Source organism: Ruminococcus flavefaciens (assembly GCF_900143025.1).
Classification (GTDB): domain Bacteria; phylum Bacillota; class Clostridia; order Oscillospirales; family Ruminococcaceae; genus Ruminococcus; species Ruminococcus flavefaciens_I.
Window position 1 is genome coordinate 2,705 of record NZ_FRCT01000017.1, and the last position, 19,566, is coordinate 22,270.

Consider the following 19,566-nt stretch of genomic DNA (forward strand, 5'->3'; position numbering starts at 1 on the left):
GTAGAAGTTGTCTTCTTTGTGGTCTCTGTTGTAGGCTTAACAGTTGTTGTAGAAGTTAAACTTGGACCGGTCCAGTAAGATCTATCAGTAGTTGTTACCTCTGTAGTACTTGCTGATGTTGTCTCTGTAGTAGTTATTGTAGTTGTCTTCTTTGTAGTCTCTGTAGGCTTTACAGTTGTGGTAGAAGTAGTTGTTGTAGTAGTTTCTGTAGCGGTAGTAGATGTTGTTGTCTGCTCGTCGCCGCCCTTTATCTTGATGTAGCCCTGCTCGATACCCTTTGTAAACACCCACGCTTCCATGTACTTTGAATTAGCCTTATTGCCGATAGAAGCAAACAGGTCGTTCTCGATATCGTACTCGATATTTACAGGGAAAAGATCTCCTTCCTTTACATTATCGGGAAGTCTGAGATCAAATGTCCACATTACGCCGTCAAGACCATAGTCGCCGGAACCTGCTGTAACGAGGAAAATAGTGTTGTCCTCTTCTGAAAGCTCTGTTCCCAGTCTTCTTATAGCAGGACCTTTCTCTGCTAATTCTTCGTCACGAAGCTCAAGCTTCAATCTGTCATCGTATCTTACATGGATACCTGTAGCTACATATTGTCTGCTTGCACCCTTGATACTCATTTCGATAGACTGAACAGGAGATTTTTTAGCTTCTTCCAGAGAGATCTCAATTTGACTGAGCGATAATGTCGGCTTTACTGTCGATTTCTCAGGATCAATTCCATTAAGCTCGTACTTGTCTCCTGTTGCACTTCCTGCTCCGTACGCGCTTGTCACAGGTGAAATGCACGAAACGGAAAGAGCCGCTGCAATTGCTGTTACTTTTTTTAGGATTTTATTCATTATTATGCCCCCTTGATTTAATAATTGTATAATATCACAAAAAGAACAAAATTGCAAGTACTTTTATGCTCTTTCACGCCGTTTTATGCTGACTTTTCCTACAAGCGCTGCTATCAGCACAAGATATACCGCTCCCCCTACGGCCGCAGAAACTCCCATAACGCCAATGAGCGAAGCCCCTGCATTTTTCAGTAAAGAAGCCGTAAGATACGCCGCTCCGCCGCACATAGCCCCCGAATACAAGACCTTTCCGAAGGGCGCTGCACTGATATGCAGATCAGCAGCTTTTATGTAGACTTTAAGGGATATCGCAAGCACTGTACCATAGCACAGAGAGGTCGAAAATGCGGCTCCGTCCACTCCCATAAAAGGTATGAAAATGAGATTTCCTGCCAGCTTTACAGCTGTGCCTATAAGCGTTATTTTCAGGGGAGCCGAGGGCTTCCCTACAGCCTGAAGCATACTGAAAAGCGGATAGGACACACAGAGACATACCATGCCTGCCATTAGCCAGCGAAGGGAATTTACACAGAAAGCCGCCTCATCTGACTGCTGTGGATACAAAAAGCCCAGTATCTCAGGTGCAAGGACTCCTATCCCCACTGCCGCAGGAACCGATATTACCGCCGCCGTGAGAAGTGCCTGAGACGTTCCGTATTCAAGAGCTTTTCTGTCCTTGCTCTCATATGCAGACGTTATGCAGGTAAGTGCCCCTTTTCCCAGCATATTAGTCACCGACGGCACAAGATTGAATACAGTAAGTGCAATGCCTGCAAATGAACCATATATAAAGTAGGGCAGCTCTGCCGCTGAAACGCCCTCAGGTGCGGCTATACTGCTGCCGAAACAGGATATACAGCCTATTACCGTCCACATATCTATCAATGCCGTAAGATTTGTCACCAGCGCACTTACGCCTACAGGAGCGGCAGTTGCCGCAAGCTCACGGACTATGGCTTTTCTGCTCATAACATAGCTCTCGCCCCCCTCGGGCAATTTCGTGAACAGCCTTACTGCTGCAAGAAATACCGCTGCTCCCAGCGTTGAAAGAGTAACTCCCAGTATGCCTGCCGCCGCAGCTGCGGCGCGTACATCTGTTACATACGGAAAATACTTTTCTATGACCTGCGGATTTTTCAGAACATAGCCGCACAGCAAAAGTCCTGCCGCTGCCTTTACTACTCCTTCGACTACCTGCGAAAGCGCCGTAGGATACATATTACTCATACCCTCGTAACAGCCTCTCTCAACCGCTGTTATACAGCCGAAAAGCACCGCAGGCGCTATCATAGCCACTGCTGCCGCTGCTTCGCTGCTGCCTGTACTGTAAATGCTGAAGGGCTTTGCAAGAAGTATTATCAGCAGGCTGCCGATAAGTCCCACAAGTGAAAATATCCCCAGAGCCGTCCTGCGTATCTTTGCTGTATTCGCATACATACCAAGTGCTGTGCTTTGCGCCGTCATACGAGCTACAGCAGAGCTCAGCCCAGTGACGGTAAGAGAATACACAGGCATGAAGAGGCTGTATGCACAGCTGAAATACCCCATGCCCACACCGCCAAGTATATTTGTAAGCGGTATCTTGAAAAATGCTCCCAGCAGTTTTGCTGCCGCTGCCGATACCATTAATATTATGGAACCCTTTATGAAATTCTGCCTTTTCAGTAGTTACCGCCTCCGAAATATGTGCCTGCACATAAAAATAGTTTTTCACATAAATATATGATGCGGCTGTTTTGTTTATGCGGAAGCGGATTTGTACTTCTATAAGAGGGCTGAAATAAACACTTTTTCAACGGAAAACCATTGATTATTGAAAAAATATATTTTCAGTTCTATGTTTTGCATAAATTCTTGTGCTCGATTTTATGCATCATTACAGTGGTTAGTAGGGACGCGCAATGTGCGTTTCTACAATTCAAATTCGTCTGCGTAAGCAGACACAATAATTCCGAATTCCAAATTCCGCATTCCGAATTAATAACCCAGCCCCTACAGGCTAACGGCTAAAGGCTAATGGCTCCACTGCCATGCACTAACCACTAATCACTATAAAAATCCACGCGCATATTGATTTATTGTAAATAATGTGTTATAATGTAAATTGGACTGATTATAGTTATCAAACAGACGAAAGGCTGGTTTTTATCATGGATTATAAATTCTCAGACAAGGTCAGCAAGCTCCAGGCTTCTGCCATAAGAGAAATACTCAAGTTCACTTCTGATCCTGAGGTAATCTCTTTTGCAGCCGGAAATCCTGCTCCCGAGGCTTTCCCAAAGGAGAGGATCGCTGAGATCTCTGCTGAACTTCTCAAAAACGACCCTATTCTTGCACTCCAGTACAGCGTCACTGAGGGCTATACTCCCCTGCGTGATTTCCTTAAAGGCTGGATGACAGAGAAAAATTGCTTCCATAAGGAATTCGACGACCTTATCATTACATCAGGCGGACAGCAGGCTAACGAGCTTTCATGTAAAGTCCTGCTCAACGAGGGCGATACTCTCCTCTGCGAGTCTCCGAGCTTTATCGGTTCGCTCAATGCATTCCGCTCATACAATGTCAATCTGGTCGGCGTTGAAATGGAAGATGACGGAATAAATCTCGAAAAGCTTGAAGATACTCTCAAAAAGGACAAGAATGTCAAGCTTCTCTATCTTATCCCAAACTTCCAGAACCCAACAGGCAAAACTATGTCTCTGGCTAAGCGCAAGGCAGTCTATGAGCTTGCCTGCAAGTACGATTTCATTATCTTAGAGGACGACCCATACGGAGAGCTCCGCTTCGAGGGCGAAAATGTTCCCTGCATAAAGAGCTTTGATACCGAGGGCAGAGTAATCTACTCCAGCACCTTCTCCAAGATAATCTCATCAGGCTTCAGAACAGGCTACTGCTCCGCTCCTGCTCCTATCATTCAGAAAATGGTAGTCTGCAAGCAGGTTGCTGACGTTCACTCGAATATGTGGGCACAGGTGGTTTCCCACAGATTTATGACAACTGTTGACAGAGAAGCTCATTTCAAGAAGCTCCGCGCTATATACAAGGAAAAATGCGACCTTATGTGCGGATATATAGACAGCGAGTTCTCAAAGAAGATACACTATACCAAGCCTCAGGGCGGTCTCTTCGTATGGTGCGACCTTCCCGAAAACTGCAACATGAACGACTTCTGCAAAAAAGCTGTTCAGGAGTACAAGATCGCTGTCGTACCCGGCAACTCTTTCAGCATAGACCAGAACGAGATCAGTCACTCGTTCCGTCTTAATTATTCAACACCTACAAACGAGCAGATAAAGAAGGGTATGGAAATACTTGCCCGCATGACAAGAGAAATGCTCGATTAAGAAGAAAAAATTACTTTGAAAGGAAAATTTTTACTATGCCAAACAGAATGACCGACAGATATAATGTCACACAGAAATATCTTATGACAAGAGGACAGGCTATCAACTTCCCTGCTGAATACTTCGACAGCCTCAGCAAGCTCAAGAAGAACGACGTTTTCGGCGTTGTTATCGACATTCCTATGTCCGCTGATGTGCTCACAACTATGGTCTGCTTTATCAACGGTGCTGCAAACATCTACTTCAACAACGGCGGCGAGTACACAGGCGCTTCACAGAAGTACAGAAACCTCGTTCAGGCTGCTCATACTCTCGTTGCAAATGCAGGTCAGCTTCTTCCTAAATGTGAAAAGACCAAACGCTATGACCTTCCTAAGGGCAGAACAAACAAGATATTCCTCCTCACAAAGGGCGGCGTATATATGACAGAGCTCAAATCAGGTCTTATCCCCGAAACAGAGCCTGAGCTCCGTTCATTCTATGTACTCTATCAGCGCGTTCTCAGCGAGATCAGAAGCTGCCAGCTCAAGGACGAGGCTGACAGAAGAAATGCTGCTAAGTAAGGAGAGTCACATCAATGGACGATAAAAAGCTGATTTTCAGCGGTATACAGCCTACAGGCACATTTACCCTCGGCAACTACATCGGAGCTGTCAGAAACTGGGGCGTTTTACAGGAGCAGTACAACTGCATTTACTGCGTTGTTGATATGCACGCTATAACTGTAAGACAGGATCCTGCAAAGCTCCGTCAGAATACACTCAATTCATACGCACTCTTAATGGCTTGCGGAGTTGATCCCGAAAGATCTATACTCTTTATTCAGAGCCATGCTCCGACACACGCTGAGCTCAACTGGATACTGGGCTGTAATACACAGTTCGGCGAGCTTTCACGTATGACTCAGTTCAAGGACAAGAGCCAGAAACACCCTGATGATATAAACTCGGGTCTCTTTACTTATCCTACGCTTATGGCTGCGGATATCCTCGCTTATAACGCCGACCTTGTTCCTGTGGGCGTTGACCAGAAGCAGCATCTGGAGCTTGCAAGAAATATCGCTCAGCGCTTCAATCAGCGTTACGGCGATTTCTTCACACTTCCCGAGCCTTATATCCCGGAGGTAGGCGCAAAGATAATGTCATTGCAGGAGCCTACCAAGAAAATGTCAAAATCCGACGAAAATCCCAACGCTTGTATACTTATCCTCGACGACAAGGATACTATTATCCGCAAGTTCAAGAGAGCTGTTACAGACAGTGAGGCTGAGGTATGCTACCGCGAGGGCAAGGACGGCATCAATAATCTTATGACAATTTACTCATGTGTTACAGGCAAGGACTTCAAGGCTATCGAGTCTGAATTTGCAGGAAAGGGCTACGGCGACTTCAAGATCGCTGTCGGAGAAGCTGTTGCAGATCACCTCGAACCTGTCCGTACCGAGTTCGCTAAGCTCAGCGGCGACAAGGCTTACCTGAAACAGTGCTACACAGAGGGTGCTCAGAAAGCACTCAGATACTCAGGCAGAATAGTCTCAAAGGCTTATCATAAGGTAGGATTTGTAGACAGATAATTATTATTCGGCTATGTTTTGATGCTCGAAAAAATATAACTTCTTGTAATTATATAGCAAAAATATACAAAGTGCGGCTGTTTAAATTATTATTTTCTTCGGAATTAACAAAAATGTAAAAAAAAGGTTGCAATTTATCAAAATTTAGGGTATTATATAACATAGCCCGTCTTTAAGGGAGTGTTTTCCTATGGTTGAATATCAGCAGAAAGAGCATTATTCCATTAACGATTTGCTCGATATTGTAAGACTTCTGAGAGGCGAGGGCGGCTGCCCGTGGGATAGAGAACAAACCCACAAGTCGATAAAGAGCGACTTCATAGAAGAGACCTGCGAAGTTATCGAGGCTATAGACCTTGAGGACGCAGATCTTCTCCGCGAAGAGCTGGGCGACGTTCTGCTTCAGGTCGTTTTCCATTGCAGGATCGAAGAAGAAACAAATTCCTTCACTTTCGATGATGTGTGCGATGAGATCTGCAAAAAGCTAATTATCCGCCACCCCCACGTTTTCGGCGACGTAACAGCTAATTCCACCGACCAGGTGCTGAAGAACTGGGACGCTATAAAAATGGAAACTAAGGGGCAGAAAAGATACACGGATACCCTCACAAGCGTTGCAAAGTCCCTTCCCGCTCTTATGAGAGCACAGAAGGTAGGCAAAAGGGCGATGCGCGCAGGCATGGATTTCCGATGTGCTGAGGACGCTATAGCTTGTATCGGAAACGAAAAGGCTGAACTCGACGCTGCTGTAATAAGCGGCGACAAAGCAAATATCGAAGAGGAGATCGGCGATCTGCTGTTTTCATGTGTAAATGCTGCACGCCTTTTAGGCGTTGACGCAGAGCTTGCACTGAAAGCCGCAACTGAAAAATTCATTAAACGCTTTTCTATTACTGAGGAACTCGTTTCCGCAGAGGGCGTTGATATGAAAAATCTTCCTATTGAAGAGCTTGACATCTATTGGGACAAAGCAAAATCAATAATTAGTAAAACGGAGGAACAGAAAAAATGACTAAGACTGAGCTTATCAATTCTATAGCAGAAAAGGCTAAATGCACAAAGAAGGACGCTTCTGCAGCTCTTGAGGCTACTCTTTCAGCTATTCAGGAGACTCTTGAGAGCGGCAACAAGGTTTGCCTCACAGGCTTCGGTACATTCGAGGTTCGTGAGAGAGGCGAAAAGACCTGCATCAACCCCAAGACAAAGGCTAAGATGGTTTGCCCTCCATGCAAAGCACCTGCTTTCAAGGCTGGCAAGGGTCTTAAAGAAGCTATCAACAAGTAATGGCAAATGGGGACATTTAATGTCCCCATTTTTATTTATATATTTCGGAAGGAGATACTATGAGACTTGACAAGTACCTCAAGGTAACAAGACTTATAAAACGCCGCACAGTAGCCAATGAAGCCTGCGACGCCGAGAAGATAGTCGTTAACGGCAAGGCTGCAAGAGCTTCCTATGACGTAAAGGTGGGCGATATCATAGAGATAAATATGGGAACACGCCCCTTAAAGGTCAAGGTCCTCAGCGTTACAGAGCACGCTACAAAGGAAAATGCTGCGGATAACTACACTGTAATAGAATAAGCACCTGAGCTCAGGAGGTGTATACGCCATGGCAAAGGATTTGGAACTTAATCGCACATTCGACACGTCTTCATCAGTATATGACAAAATGCGCCCGAATTATGTTGCTGAGCTGTATAAGAAAATATTCGATTATATCAGTATAACTCCAGACAGCTGTGTAGTTGAAGTAGGAAGCGGAAGCGGTCAGGCTACACGACCGATACTTGATACAGGCTGTAAGCTTACTGCTGTGGAATACGGCGAACACTTATCAGAGCTGTTAAGGGAAAAATTCGGTAAGTATAAGAATTTCAGCGTTATCACGGGGAAATTTGAGGATATTTCTTTCGCAGACAGCTCCTGCGATCTTGTTTTCTCTGCAACCGCTTTCCACTGGATACCTGAGGATATCGGCTACAGCAAGGTGTTTTCCATGCTGAGATCAGGCGGTGTATTCGCGCGGTTTGCAAATCGCCCGTCAATAAGCCGTAATCCCTCTGCTATTACACAGAAAATAGAACGCCTGTATGATGAATACTATTACAGCTACTATAAAAAGGAACGCGGTACAAAACAGGCTTTTACCGAAGAACAGGCTGAAAAGATCGCTACGATCCCTGAAAAATACGGATTTACTGATTTGCAGTATCATCTGTTCGGACGCGAACGAGTTTTTTCAGCTGATGAATATGTTCAGCTCCTCAGCACATACTCCGACCACATTGCTATGAAAAAAGCTGTACGAGAAGAGTTCTTTTCAAAGATAGCAGAGGCTATAAATTATCACGGCGGCACTATTACCATATACGATACTCTTGATCTTGAGCTTGCACGAAAGCCCTGAAACAAAACAAACCCGAAAGCAGTTTAACTGCTTTCGGGCTTTTTAATGTCTATGGCTTTATTTTGTATTGTGGATATCCCAGCGGAAGTTTACAAGCTTTCTCGCCTTTGTGTTATCCAACATATTGTTATTTTCTATCTTTGCCAAATCAAGATAGCGATAATTGGTCTTTTCGTCCTTGTTCGCGCTGAAAATGCCCTTGAGCTTGGAAAAAGTTCCTGCGGGCTGTTTCTGCATTACCGCGCCAAGACGATGCTTTTCACGCATGAAGGTGATTATGTCAGCCGCTGTGGTAAGCAGTCTGTCACCAACATTGTATATGCCTGTGTATGAAGTAGAGTCCGCATTCTTAACGTAACAGAGTATGAAGTCTACCAGATTGTGAACACAGCACATCTGGAAACCGTACTGTCCCTGTCCGTATACGAAATTTGAACCGTCCTTAGGGTCTGTGATCTTTGCGATAAGGTTATCAGTAAAATTGAGCGTATATACAGGCGAGAAGCGTATAATGCAGCATATTTTATCCTTATGACGAGATACCTCACTTACGATCTCCTTCTCTGATTTATACTTCATTACCGCATAATTCGTGACAGGCTTCAGATCGCTGTCTTCACGAATCGGTTCGCGGCTCTTCGGGAACTGATATACCTGATCTGTGCTGAGAAGCATTACCATTTTTACATTTTCATCTGTAAACGCATAACGGAAAATAAACTTATCTACCGACGCACTTTCTTGCATTTGCTCCTCAGTAACGATAGGTCCGAGATCGTTATCTACCGTACAAGCAGCAAGAATAACAATATTTATCTTATTTTTTTCAAATACCTCAGCTATAGCGTTTTTATCTGTAGGTGAACATATAACCGATGAATAGTGAAGCTTCCCTTCGTTATAACCTGATTCCTCTCTGTCAATAGCTATGACCTCAAAGCCTTTCTTGAGGAGTCCTGAGCAAATATGCTGCCCTATAAGTCCGCAGCCTCCTGTGACCAGTACTTTCTCCATGATCATAGCCTCCTTTCTCCAACTTAAATAATATCTTATGTATCCTCTGATTAAAACAATATACCCTAAATAATTTTTTCTGTTCTATATTCTTATGATTAGCCTTCCGCAACTCTATTCTCCCCGAATACAGCTCAATCTACAACTGCTGAATCGGGATCTGAATTGATTTTTTCAAGATACTTGTCAACTGTAGCATTTATAGACTCGAATGTCTCATTCCACGGTGTGCCTCTCGCGGTAAGCCTTAACGAATCATTAAGAAGATTTCCGCAGTCCTGTGAAACTCCCCTTGATATATCTATAACGGGGTTAGCCTCAGCAAGCTGCTGCATACTGTCCTTCATATCGAGCATTTCCTGAGTCCAGCCGTAGTCCTCTCTGAACTGCTGATCTGCTATCTCCTTGGTTCTTGGATCAAGGTGTGCAAATCTCTTACAATCGAGGTATCTGGCTACGCCCTCCGGATTTGAACCTCCGCTCACGAACATATACGATTCAAGACCCGTAGGCACATAGTACTCATCTGCTTCGGGATCTCTTGGCATTGGTACAAAGAATACGTCCTCCCCGTACTTTGCAGTCCACTTTGCCTTTTCCATGTAAAAATCGTAAAGTCCGATAGGATAGAACAGTGTTTTACCCTCGCCCACATAGGCAGGCTTGGTATCCCAGCCGAAATCTCCGACACCTATAGCAATGCAGTTCTTCTGGTAAAGATCGTATATCCAGTTCTGAACACGCTCCATAGCGGGATCACTGAGATTGTTCACGAGCTTTCCGTCCTCCAGACTTACAGGCGGTACGCCTATGGTGTTCATAAGACCAAACTCGAACCACCAGCCGTCTATGCCGTATTTCTGGTTATCGGTATCCACAAAGCCCTCAAGCATCTCCTGGAATGTATCCCATGTCCATTCGCCTCTTGCATAGAGCTCTGCCGGATCCTCAAAGCCTGCTTCTGCTACGGTTTTTTTGTTGTATACTACAGCAACAGTATCTCCTGTTGCCTGAACTCCTGCCATATAATGCTTTCCGTCCCACAGGAACTGGTCGTTAACGTCCTTAACGTCCTCCCAGAGCGGAGAATCAAAATCTATATAATCATCTGCCGGCACGAACATCTTTTTTATCGCGCCTCTCGGGAAAGCGTCCAGATTACCTCCATAGAAGAAATCTATGCCTTCGCCCGAGCTCATATACTCTGTAAGCTTTTCAAATCTGTCCTCGTAGGTACAGCTGTAGAATTTTACCTTTCCGCCGTATCTCTCCTGGAACACTGCAAGGTCTATGGGGACATTCTTGCCTGTACCGTCAGGGTTTATGTCCCAGTCAGAAAGCCATTTTATCTCACCGTTTTCCAGCTTATCTCCTTTAAGAAGCTCTGAGCTTTCTGCGTTTTTACGAATTTCCTCTCTCAGACCTGAGTCCAGCTCTTTGGTGTTTCCGGACTCTTTTTCCTCCTTCTTGCTGCTGCAAGCAAGGACAGACATAGACATTGCAGCTATCAATAATGCTGAAATGAAATATCTTGCTTTTTTCATCCTCAAACTCCTTTTAATATCGCCCTATTGTTAACCTATTATAACCATCTTATTTTTACCTTAACCTAATTATATCACTTTGTCTCGGTTTATGTCAATATAAAATTTTCATAGACTTTTAACACTTTTGTGGTTAATTATTCACATATTGTTTAAGTATACTGTGATATATTTTAAGCTATATACACAAAGTTTTAGTGGCATTTGATACCGGAGGCTCTGAATGCACAGCATTCACGCATATTGCATACCGCACAGCCTCTTTTGCTTTTTTCAATAGGCTTATCTGAAATGCCTATTATTGCCGTTACCGATTTTGAAGGTATCAATAGTGAGCTTTCAGTTACCGTCAGACCTATCCTTCTCTGCGCATTCAGGGCGATAAGGAAGCTTTTCTGCAATGAGATAGGTAGGTCGCCGTATCCCGGACTGAAACGCCATGTTCTGTATTTTGTTTCGTGTTTTTGAAATATTTCCTCCTCAGCGCGGTTGCATACCTGTTCAACAGCCGCACTGCAAAGGCAGTCTATAGCAAGAGACTCTGCCATATCCGTGACCGCCGCCTGTCTTATGAGCTTATCCGCCTCCTGTGAAAGAGTTGCAGCAAGCATTACGGCACGGTCACAGCCGCTTAAATGTCTTTTTATATCTTCTCCTGTCAGCGGTTCGGACATTGCTCCGAGAACGACTCCGTTCTCCGAAAACTCAACAGATGTCTCAAGATATACATATTTAGGTCTTACGCGCTCGCGCACGAGCCTTTCGCAGCGTTCGAGCATACCTGATATTGCTTCTGTGGGAGTCCCCTTGATGCCCATATACCGCGCTGCTTCCGATAGGGATATGGGGGAAAGCTCCATCACGTTTTGATGATGCCCGAAACAGCTTCGCTTATCTTACGGGCAACATATGGATTATTCATCGTATAAAGGTGTATTCCGTCAACTCCGCTTGCAACAAGGTCAACTATCTGATTTACAGCGTAGGCTATGCCCGCATCGCGGAGTGCCTCGGGATTGTGCTCATACTTAGTCATTATGCGCACAAACTTTGTCGGCAGACTTGCGCCGCAGGTCGTTACCATTCTCTCTATCTGCTTTTTATTTACAACAGGCATTATGCCTGCCTCTATCGGTACATTTATGCCTGCAATAGCAGCCTTTTCGCGGAACTCGTAGAAATTATCATTATCGAAGAAAAGCTGTGTGATAAGGTGGTCTGCACCTGCATCTACCTTTTTTCTAAGATTTATGATGTCCTCTACAAGTGTTTCTGCGTCGGGGTGACACTCGGGATAGCAGGCACCTGCTATGTCGAAATCTCCCTTTGATTTTATGTATGTGATAAGGTCACTTGCATGGTTGAAATCGTTCACAGGAGGTATCTCAGGGTTTATATCTCCCCTTAATGCAAGTATATTCTCGATACCGCGCTGTTTTGCCTCATCAAGTGCAGCATCTATCTCGCTCCTTGTGAAGTTTATACATGGAAGATGCAGCATAGGTGTAATGCCGCTTTCCTTTATTTTAGAAGCTATCTCCAGTGCGTAACGGCTGTTTCCGCTGCCGCCTGCACCAAAGGTAACACTTATAAAATCGGGACGTAGATCATTGAGTTCGTTCAGGGTGTCATATATTACCTCGACAGGGCTTGTTTTCTTGGGTGGGAACACCTCAAAGGAAAACACTGTCTTATCCTTAAAAAGCTCTTTGATATGCATATATATCCTCCGTTATTCGATCGACCAGTCAATTTCGCCCAGTCCCTTTTCGCGCAGGAACTGATTTGCCTTTGAAAAATGCCTGCACCCGAAAAATCCATTATACGCCGAAAGCGGACTCGGGTGGGCTGCCTTTAGTACAAGATGTGCAGGGTTTGTGATATACTGCTGCTTTGTCTTTGCATCGCCGCCCCAGAGCATGAATACCATTGGCTTTTCACGCTGATTGAGCAGCTTTATGACATCAGTAGTAAAGTTCTCCCAGCCTATGCCATGGTGACTTCTTGCCTGATTTGCACGTACTGTAAGTACGGAATTGAGCAGAAGTACGCCTTCCTGCGCCCACTTTGTAAGCTCTCCGTGCTTGCCTAAATTATCTATGCCCACATCTTCCCTTATTTCTTTGAATATATTGATAAGTGACGGCGGCGGAGCTATCCCCTTCCGCACGGAAAAGCTCAGACCGTGAGCCTGTCCCTCACCGTGATAGGGGTCCTGTCCGATTATAACGCACTTCACATCTTCGTATGAGGTGTATTTCAGTGCATTGAATATATCATACATACCCGGGAAAATTCGCTGCGTTCTGTACTCATTTATAAGAGTCTGTCTGAGTTTAAGGTAGTAATCCTTAGTAAACTCATTTTTCAGCAGCTCGTCCCAGTCATTGTTAAAGCTTACCATATTGCCTCCATTGTTTTAAATTAAAACAGGGACGGCATGAGCCGCCCCCCTTCTCTCATTAATTGAAAACTGTATCCTCATAATACTTGAATTTTACAAGAGTATTACGCCTGTATGTAAGAGAACCCTGCTGATTGAAGGGCACCTTGTCATAAGCCTCGGCTGAACACTCGATCTTCAGCTTCTGTCCTTTTCTTGTAACAAAGATAAGCTCATAATACTCATCGACAAGCTTTACCTGTCCCGTACTCTCTATAATTCGCATACGGTCATCGCTCTTTCTGATAAGTGTTGCCATTTCTACAATAGGCTCTGATGTACGCTTCTGCTGTGCGAACTCGTCCTCCTGAACAGCTCTCCTGCCGTCAGGCTGAGATGCTCTCTTTGCGGGAGGAGGCATTTTATTCGGTACATCTCCGTCATCATAATCGTCGTGGCGTTCTTCAAGAAAGAGTGAAAGAAGTCGTCTGAATGAGCTTTTTCCGCTGAATAAAAGTATTATAAGTATAAGTACAACAACAATAGCGGCAAGTAAGATCAAAAGATTTCTCATCTGTTGTGTCATTTATTTTTCAGGCGCACTGCGCCTCTCCTTTCTGCTTCAGTGTATCCCTCGGTTTGTTTTTATTTCCGAGCGGGTACAAAATAGTCCATTTCTATTATAATATATTTTTTCATACTTTGCAAGTTATATTTGCAATTTTCTTTAAAATATGTTTCATCACTTATTGCTGCTATATATGGCGAGAAAGGGGTAAAATGGCAAACATTGGATTTTTCACTTACTATTAATATAAACGATATATCTGCAAAAGTTCAGACAATAATGAAAAATGGGAAGATATAGTTTTTATATATCGCTTTATTCCTTGCTGTTTCCTTTGTTTTATGCTATAATGTTCATAACAACGGACTTTTAAAATTTCTTAAATTATAAAAAAAGTAAAGGACATCAGCTATGCAGAAAATTTTAGGATATATGCGCAAAGCAATACAGAATTACGGACTTATTTCCTACGGAGACCGTATTCTCGTGGGCGTTTCGGGCGGAAAGGACAGTCTTGTACTTCTTCAGGGACTGCACCTGCTGCGGAAATTCATCGGTATTGATTATGAGATAGTCGCCGTTACTCTTGATATGGGATTTACAAGCGGTACTATGGACTTTTCCCCCATTGCCAAGCTTTGCGAGGAACAAGGCATCGAGTACCACGTTATAAAAACTCAGATCGCCGAGATTGTTTTCGATGTGCGAAAAGAACCGAGCCCTTGCAGTCTTTGTGCTCGAATGAGGCGAGGAGCACTTCACGATGCTGCAAACGATTTAGGCTGCAACAAGGTCGCACTCGGTCATAACTACGATGACGCCGTCGAGACATTTGTTATGAACCTTTTCACTGAGGGTCGCATTGGCTGTTTTTCGCCAAGCACCTACCTTACACATAAAAAAGTAACTGTCATCCGTCCCCTCGTACTTGCTCCCGAGAAGGATATCCGCAGAGCTGCGAGAAGAATCGAACTTCCTGTTGTTAAATCGGTCTGTCCTGCGGACGGTCATACCAACCGCCAGAAAACAAAGGACTTCCTGGCAGATATGGAACGAAATGACCACGGCTTCAAAGACAGGCTCTTCGGAGCTATGAAACGTGCAAATATCGACGGCTGGGGCGGTGTAGACTGGACTCCTCCAAAATCTAAAGACTGATACATAAATAAAAAGGCTCTCCTGATGGAGAGCCTTTAATTATTCAGTTGAATTATAGACTAATTAATTAGTCTTCCTTCTTTCTGAGAACGAATGCTGTACCTACAGCGATTGCAAGACCTGCAACTGCTACGCCAGCACCCTTAACGCCAGTCTTAACTGCGTCGTTCTTCTTTGTTGTAGCCTTAGCTGTTGTTGTAGCCTTAGCTGTTGTCTTAGCTGAACCCTTAGAAGTTGTAGCTGAAGATGTAGATGTTGTAGAAGTTGTTGATGTAGATGAAGATGAAACTACTGTTGTAGTTGTTGTTGTGGTTGTAGTTGTAGTAGTTGTTGTAGTAGTTGTAGTTGTTGTAGATGAAGTTGTAGGAGAATCGATCTTAATGAAGCCCTGCTCGATACCGTTTGTAAATACCCAAGCCTGCATGAGCTGACCAGCTTCGTCCTTATCACCATTTGTGAAGAGGTCTTCTGCTGAAGTCTTGCTCTTGTATGCGATCTCGATTGGGAAATTATCGCCAGCCTTTACGTCAGAAGGAAGTGTAAGTTTGAATTCCCAGAGAACGCCATCCTGACCAGCATCTGTTGAAGCAGCTGTAGCTACGAAGAAACCGTTATCTCCATCTTTCTGTGTTTCCTGAGAAAGTCTCTTACCAGCAGGACCGAGGTCAGCAAAGAAACCGTCCTCTTCTACGAGCTTGAGTCTGCTGTCGAACTGAATGTGGAGACCTGTTGGAGCGTACTTACCAGCAGCACCTTCAACCTTGAGCTGGATTGTACGAGTTGGGTTAGCCTTAGCCTCATCAAGTTTAAGTGTCTCCTGTGTGAGTGAAAGTGTTGGCTTTGTTGTAGCCTTGTTTGGATCAAGACCGTTTAAAGGATATTCCTGACCAGCAGCCTTACCAGCAGCAAATGCGCTCATTGCAGATGCTGAAAGAGCTACAGCAGAAACTGCGAGTGCAGCAACAGCACTCTTTAAAGTATTCTTCTTCATTGTCATTATTCCTTTCAGATAATTTTAGAATATATATGTTAATCCGCCGCCGAAATAGCGGCGGACTACACTCTTTTATGTTTATGTCATTTCTTGAATGTCAGACTGATGAACTCAGTCGGTCATAGCTTGTAAAGATCTTACTTCTTCTTTGAAACAACGTCCCAGATCTGCTTGTCTGTCATGTCCTTGTAATCTTCAGAAGAAATCTTAGCGTAGAATGAGAGGATCCAAGAAGCATCGTTAGCATCAATAAGTCTGTTGTTCTTCTTTACTTCTCTGCCTACTGACTGATCTGCACCGTGGTGAACATCAGCGAGGAATGCTGCGAACTCTTCATACTCAGATCTTGGATCTGTAGCGAGTGCGCTCTTAGAAAGCTGCTCCTCATATACAGCATTTGCGCTGTCGTTTGTAGAAAGTCTTGCATAGTATGAGAGAACCTGTGAAGCATCGTTTGAGTCAACGAGGTTATCGAGATTTGCGTCACCCTTACGAGCGATGTAAACTGTTACTGTAACGTCCTTGCCGTCGATGTCCTTGAGAACAGCGCCGTTTGCGTATACAGGGATTTCATACTTGAAGTTTGTGCTGTCAGTCTTGTATGTATTTGAAGGAGTTGCTGTACCAAAGTTTACATCTGTGATGTCCTTTATTCTTTCGTCTTCCTTCACTACTACCTTCTTGCCATTGAGTGTGTAACCTTCAATGTATCTCTCGTGGAGAACTACATTAGAGATCTGAGCCTTATCGAATGCTTCGTCAATGCTTACATAGAAAGCAGACTGTGTATCAAATGTTACATATGACTTAATGATCGATGTTGTAGCTGCAGGGAGAGTCTCTGTAGTTGTAGATGAAGTTGTTGAAGATGTTGTAGGCTCACCTGTTGTTGATGTTGTAGACTCTGTTGATGTTGTTGATGTTGTTGATGTTGTTGATGTTGTGGACTCTGTTGATGTTGTAGATGTTGTAGACTCTGTTGATGTTGTAGATGTTGTAGACTCTGTTGATGTTGTAGATGTTGTAGACTCTGTTGATGTTGTGGACTCTGTAGATGTTGTTGTAGATGTTGTAGTTGTTGAAGATGTTGTTGTTGAAGCAGTTGTCTCAGTTACGAGAACTCTCTCGATCTGAACATCAACTGAACCAGCGTCCTTTGTATTAATTGTGCTAAAGTCAACTTTAGCAGTGATCTTCTTGTAAGAGTCAACGAAAGCATAGCCCTGGCTTTCAACCCATTTCTTAACATCTTCCTGCTCTGCATCAGCAAATCTTGCTTCGCCGTTTGCAATAGCATTAGCAATTGAGCCCTTGATATCTGTTAAGCTGTCAGCAAATGTACCAAGATCAGCAGATGTGATTGCTATATCGCCCTTAGTAGAAATTGTGTTGAGTAACTGTGTATAGAACTCAGCCACAATCTTTTTTGTAGCAATATCTGTAGCTGTTGCAGGAATCGTTCTGTTGATGTTATGATTCTTGAGCTTTTCGTTTGCCTCAGCAATAATAGCTGCAACATTTGCATATTCTCTTGTCTTGTTTGTCTTACAAGCATTCTGGAACTTGTTCTTAGCTTTCTGGATCTTATCTGTTACATTTTTGATCTTTTCAGCGTAATCAGCCTTAGCCTTGTCAAGTAACTGAGCAGGGATTTCCTTCTCAAGTGCTGCATCACCCTTAGCTTTTACCTTTGCCATTATATCAAGAGCAAAGTCAAAGATTTCACCTGCAGCGTATGTCTTATCGCCAACCTTATACTCAAACTTTACAGGAACTTCTGTACCTGCGCGAAGCTTTGAAGCTTCGATAGTGATCGTGAAATCACCGCCAGCCTTGATATCAGAGAAATCTATCTTGTTAAGATTTGGTCTGCCGTATGCCTCAGCCTGAGCAGCAAGTGCCTGACCAGATGTAAGGCTGAGATTACGATTGAAATCAGGTTCAGAAACCTTACCTGTGATAACAATGTCGTTGTTGCCCTTAACCTGATAGTTAACACCGTTAGGAATGATAAGTTCGTTAAGACCATACTCTGCAATGTCCTTATACTGACCAGCGCGAGCAATTATCTCGTTAGCGATTTTTGAAAAATCAAATTCGCCTGATCTCTTCTCTAATGTGTCAAGCTTTATTGATACTACCTGGTTCCATGATGAAACTGTCTCAGTAGGGTCAATAAAAAGAAGAGACTCAAGTGTGACTTTCTCGTTTTTGTTTTCATCCTGAACATTTGATGTAGCCTGAGCAGCATCATTTGTTTCAGCATTTGCAACAGTTAAACACTGTGTGAGGGCAAGTGGTGCAGCAGCAACTACAGCGATTGCTCTCTTGAATAATGAATTCTTCATTGTCCTATACCTCTCTAACATGTTTATTCCCCTTTTGCTTTAAGCCCTTCTTATGTACAAGCCGCTCTCCGCATCAGGCTAAATTTCGGGGCGCTTATCTGCAAATACTTATACTTTCCCCAGAAATTCATATCTACATTTTATCACACAAAGTCCAATAAGTCAAGCAGAACAGTATATTTTTTTCAAAAATTATTGACGATTAATAATCTCGTTTTTTGTACTTTTTTCACAATATGAGAGTATATGAACAGTAATATTTTTGCCTTATTGAACTTTCTGTATTATTTTTTCGGTATTTCGCTGAAAATTACGCTTTTTCGAGTTAATTATATCATCTTTTTCACGTATTTTCAAGCGGTATTTTCTGTAAAAAAAGCACGCCTTTCGGCGTGCTTTTTATGAATATTATGCACCAAATCTTGCTTTTCCGAGAACCTCGTTCCAGATATCGTAATTTGATACATTATCGTAGTTAGAAGACGATCTCTTTGCATAGTAAGCAAGGATCTTGGAAGCGTCGTTAGAGTCGATACGTCTGCCGTTTTCAGCAAGCTTTGTATCGTCACTTACAAGTTTTCCGTCCTTCTTTGTCTGCCAGTTCTCTGCGCTCCACTCGTTTGTATTTACATCAGCGAGGAATGCAGCGAGCTCGTCAAGTTCAGCTGTAGGTGAATCAACCTTTAATCCTGAAGCTGTAGCCTGGAGAACTACGTCGTATACGTCTCTGCCGTTTGTAGAGATAGCTGCATAGTAACGGAGAACTGCTGATGCGTCAACGGAATCTACAAGGAGATCCAGTGAAGCATCGCCCTTTACACCGATATAAGCCGGTACTGTAAGAGGCTTGCCGTCCTTGTCAACGAGCTGCATATCGCCATAGTAAACAGGTACGTCATACTTGAAGTCGTCTATGGTTGTCTGCTTCGGAACGTGTGTACGAGAATTGTACTCGCTTTCTGGTGTAGCACCATTGAAGTTGATAAGATCGTAATCTATCGCTGCTCTTGGTACTTCATAATTATCAGCGTAAACATCAATGATCTCAAGCTTAACTACCTGATCCTTATTGAAGCCGCCCTTCTGTCCGTTTGCACGAACACCGTTATCATGACTGAAGTAGTAACCTGCCTGAGTCTTGATAGTAGCGTAAGAACGCTTATAGCCTTCGCTTGTTGTTGATATAGTTGATGTTGTTGAGGTTGTTGATGAACCTGAAAGTTCCATGCCACCACCAGTTGTTGGGTTGGTTGTTGATGTTACGCCCTGACCCTGATGTGTTGTGTTAGGATCACTTACAGTTGTAACATTAGATGTTGTGCTTGTTGATACAGGTGCTGTTCCCTGTGTGCTTGAAGTCGAAACAGGTGTGCTGCC

Annotated in this window: 18 protein-coding genes and 1 pseudogene; 8 read left to right on the plus strand and 11 right to left on the minus strand. The window is 43.7% G+C overall.

Features of this window, described 5'->3' with window-relative positions:
* The coding region (locus BUB28_RS17125; RefSeq protein ID WP_207647111.1) for a hypothetical protein at nucleotides 1-851 on the minus strand (851 nt) is incomplete at its 3' end.
* 63 nt (nucleotides 852-914) lie between these two features.
* A complete protein-coding gene (locus BUB28_RS13905) occupies nucleotides 915-2,516 on the minus strand; it encodes an oligosaccharide flippase family protein (RefSeq protein WP_278291368.1) in 1,602 nt (533 codons plus the stop codon).
* Between the two features lie 485 nt (nucleotides 2,517-3,001).
* On the opposite strand from BUB28_RS13905, the gene BUB28_RS13910 reads away from it, so the two are divergent.
* The 7 genes from BUB28_RS13910 to BUB28_RS13940 all read left to right on the plus strand — a co-directional run bounded on the left by BUB28_RS13910 (nucleotide 3,002) and on the right by BUB28_RS13940 (nucleotide 8,180).
* Complete coding sequence (locus tag BUB28_RS13910; RefSeq protein ID WP_072952150.1) at nucleotides 3,002-4,195, plus strand: aminotransferase-like domain-containing protein; 1,194 nt, start codon at nucleotides 3,002-3,004, stop codon at nucleotides 4,193-4,195.
* A 35-nt stretch (nucleotides 4,196-4,230) separates the two neighbouring features.
* Nucleotides 4,231-4,758 (plus strand): hypothetical protein, encoded by a 528-nt coding sequence (locus BUB28_RS13915; protein WP_072952151.1) that lies wholly within the window; start codon nucleotides 4,231-4,233, stop codon nucleotides 4,756-4,758.
* A gap of 14 nt (nucleotides 4,759-4,772) precedes the next feature.
* Nucleotides 4,773-5,768, plus strand: a complete 996-nt coding sequence (gene trpS, locus BUB28_RS13920; protein ID WP_072952152.1) for a tryptophan--tRNA ligase — start codon at nucleotides 4,773-4,775, stop codon at nucleotides 5,766-5,768.
* A 190-nt stretch (nucleotides 5,769-5,958) separates the two neighbouring features.
* Nucleotides 5,959-6,780 (plus strand): nucleoside triphosphate pyrophosphohydrolase, encoded by an 822-nt coding sequence (gene mazG, locus BUB28_RS13925; RefSeq protein ID WP_072952153.1) that lies wholly within the window; start codon nucleotides 5,959-5,961, stop codon nucleotides 6,778-6,780.
* Nucleotides 6,777-7,052 carry an HU family DNA-binding protein gene (locus BUB28_RS13930; protein WP_072952154.1) on the plus strand — a complete coding sequence of 92 codons (276 nt, stop codon included), beginning with the start codon at nucleotides 6,777-6,779 and terminating at the stop codon, nucleotides 7,050-7,052. Before mazG ends, BUB28_RS13930 begins: the two co-directional genes overlap by 4 nt.
* Before the next feature lie 59 nt (nucleotides 7,053-7,111).
* Nucleotides 7,112-7,354: an RNA-binding S4 domain-containing protein gene (locus tag BUB28_RS13935; RefSeq protein WP_019678992.1), complete on the plus strand. Its 243-nt coding sequence runs from the start codon at nucleotides 7,112-7,114 to the stop codon at nucleotides 7,352-7,354.
* 28 nt (nucleotides 7,355-7,382) lie between these two features.
* Nucleotides 7,383-8,180, plus strand: coding sequence for a class I SAM-dependent methyltransferase (locus BUB28_RS13940; RefSeq protein ID WP_072952155.1), 798 nt, complete (start codon nucleotides 7,383-7,385; stop codon nucleotides 8,178-8,180).
* Between the two features lie 57 nt (nucleotides 8,181-8,237).
* Here BUB28_RS13940 and BUB28_RS13945 read toward each other — a convergent pair whose 3' ends face one another.
* From BUB28_RS13945 to BUB28_RS13970, 6 genes are all read right to left on the minus strand, one after another.
* The gene (locus tag BUB28_RS13945; protein WP_072952156.1) at nucleotides 8,238-9,194 is read right to left on the minus strand and encodes an NAD-dependent epimerase/dehydratase family protein; all 957 of its coding nucleotides are present in this window, start codon (nucleotides 9,192-9,194) and stop codon (nucleotides 8,238-8,240) included.
* A gap of 134 nt (nucleotides 9,195-9,328) precedes the next feature.
* Entirely contained in the window at nucleotides 9,329-10,738 is a 1,410-nt protein-coding gene (locus tag BUB28_RS13950; RefSeq protein ID WP_072952157.1) for an ABC transporter substrate-binding protein, read from the minus strand.
* 194 nt (nucleotides 10,739-10,932) lie between these two features.
* A complete protein-coding gene (locus BUB28_RS13955) occupies nucleotides 10,933-11,556 on the minus strand; it encodes a vitamin B12 dependent-methionine synthase activation domain-containing protein (protein WP_242940000.1) in 624 nt (207 codons plus the stop codon).
* 41 nt (nucleotides 11,557-11,597) lie between these two features.
* Nucleotides 11,598-12,458 carry a methylenetetrahydrofolate reductase [NAD(P)H] gene (metF, locus tag BUB28_RS13960; protein ID WP_072952159.1) on the minus strand — a complete coding sequence of 287 codons (861 nt, stop codon included), beginning with the start codon at nucleotides 12,456-12,458 and terminating at the stop codon, nucleotides 11,598-11,600.
* A gap of 12 nt (nucleotides 12,459-12,470) precedes the next feature.
* Entirely contained in the window at nucleotides 12,471-13,142 is a 672-nt protein-coding gene (locus BUB28_RS13965; protein WP_072952160.1) for a uracil-DNA glycosylase, read from the minus strand.
* 58 nt (nucleotides 13,143-13,200) lie between these two features.
* Nucleotides 13,201-13,695: a hypothetical protein gene (locus BUB28_RS13970; RefSeq protein ID WP_207647112.1), complete on the minus strand. Its 495-nt coding sequence runs from the start codon at nucleotides 13,693-13,695 to the stop codon at nucleotides 13,201-13,203.
* A gap of 405 nt (nucleotides 13,696-14,100) precedes the next feature.
* On the opposite strand from BUB28_RS13970, the gene BUB28_RS13975 reads away from it, so the two are divergent.
* The gene (locus BUB28_RS13975) at nucleotides 14,101-14,847 is read left to right on the plus strand and encodes a tRNA 2-thiocytidine biosynthesis TtcA family protein (RefSeq protein WP_072952162.1); all 747 of its coding nucleotides are present in this window, start codon (nucleotides 14,101-14,103) and stop codon (nucleotides 14,845-14,847) included.
* A 67-nt stretch (nucleotides 14,848-14,914) separates the two neighbouring features.
* On the opposite strand, the gene BUB28_RS13980 is transcribed toward BUB28_RS13975, so the two are convergent.
* The 3 genes and pseudogenes from BUB28_RS13980 to BUB28_RS13990 form a co-directional block, all read right to left on the minus strand.
* Entirely contained in the window at nucleotides 14,915-15,838 is a 924-nt protein-coding gene (locus tag BUB28_RS13980) for an NPXTG-anchored protein (protein WP_072952163.1), read from the minus strand.
* Nucleotides 15,839-15,978: 140 nt separating this feature from the next.
* Nucleotides 15,979-18,189, minus strand: a complete 2,211-nt coding sequence (locus BUB28_RS13985) for a cellulose-binding protein CttA-related protein (RefSeq protein ID WP_072952164.1) — start codon at nucleotides 18,187-18,189, stop codon at nucleotides 15,979-15,981.
* Between the two features lie 408 nt (nucleotides 18,190-18,597).
* A pseudogene (locus BUB28_RS13990) lies at nucleotides 18,598-19,566 on the minus strand (cellulose-binding protein CttA-related protein); the annotation flags it as partial.